Annotated in this window: 3 protein-coding genes; all 3 read right to left on the reverse strand. The window is 47.4% G+C overall.

The annotated features are described in order from the left end of the window. A partial coding sequence (locus AWU74_RS05905) for a helix-turn-helix domain-containing protein (RefSeq protein WP_238580197.1) occupies nucleotides 1–284 on the reverse strand: 284 nt, incomplete at its 3' end. 33 nt (nucleotides 285–317) lie between these two features. Continuing rightward, the gene (locus AWU74_RS05910) at nucleotides 318–692 is read right to left on the reverse strand and encodes a DUF3276 family protein (protein ID WP_062328530.1); all 375 of its coding nucleotides are present in this window, start codon (nucleotides 690–692) and stop codon (nucleotides 318–320) included. A gap of 198 nt (nucleotides 693–890) precedes the next feature. Beyond that, nucleotides 891–1,114: transposase (locus AWU74_RS10585; RefSeq protein ID WP_162504912.1), on the reverse strand; the 224-nt coding region annotated here is incomplete at its 5' end.

The following is a 1,114-nucleotide window of genomic DNA, read 5'->3' on the forward strand; positions in this document are numbered from 1 at the left end:
GACGAACGGACGGCGCTGTTATCTGTGGAATAGCGGACAGTTATGCTGTCGGCTTTCGGTGCATTTCGGTTTGCGTCCGGATTAGGCGAAGCGGCTTCAGAATGGGTCCGAAAGGCGGTCGGTGGCTGACCCGTTTTACTTGACTGCAAATACCGTTCAATATCTACCTGCGAGACCCGTACCTGTTTTCCAACTTTTGACGAAGGGAGTTCTCCGCGTTTAATGAGTTCATATACGGTATATTTTTTTATCCGGAGCTGTTTTGCAACGTCGTCTGCAGTCAAAAGATTCGACATCATACGGTATAACGCTCCTCGTCAGTCCGCAGTTTTCTTGGAGACGATATGTACCTTTCCCGTTCGTTTTGGCATATTGTCGTGTTGATTTTTTTTTATATAACGTTGTTTTTGCGGCAAGGCAGCGACGGGTTTCTTTTTCTCCGCGACGCGCTTTTCGCGCGCTTTCCGGTCTTTTTCGATAAACGACAGAGAATCGTCCAACCCTTTGAAGAACTGCTTCATATCGTCAGCAAACACTACAATAGCGCGGCGATTAAAATCTTCACCGTTCATGCTTTTGCTTTCGACAACTTGCAAAAAGACGTCTCCCATCCGGTTTTCTTTGACGTTAAAGAAATAAGAACGGTTATCCAAAATCACTTTCGTAGTGAAAAGTTCGCCTCGTACGCTCATACTGCCCTCATTTGCCGCAATTTGCACTAATATAGCACACCGTGCATTCTAAATCAACGACGGAGAAATCGTATGTAAAATAGTTTACGCTTGAAGAATAAAGAATCCCCGCTGCAAGCAGCGGGGTATCAGACCTTAGAAGAAACTAATGAATGCGCTGAACATAGTGTCGAGCTTGTCGTAATGGGCGGCGGCTATCTAGGTAATGTGAACTGGAAGGTAGAGGAACAAACACCTGACATGAATGGCGGAGATGAAAGAAGCGGCAAGTTTTGCGTAGCGTGTGGCAATTCCCCGCCAGCGCTTGAGGGCGCGGAAGACGTTTTCAATGACGTGCCGCGCCCGATACAGTTCATGACTGTACGCTCTCTGCTCTTTCCGGCTTTTAACCGGAGGGATGACGGCTGCTATATCCGCTTCCT

The sequence above is a fragment of the Treponema endosymbiont of Eucomonympha sp. genome, assembly GCF_001028545.1.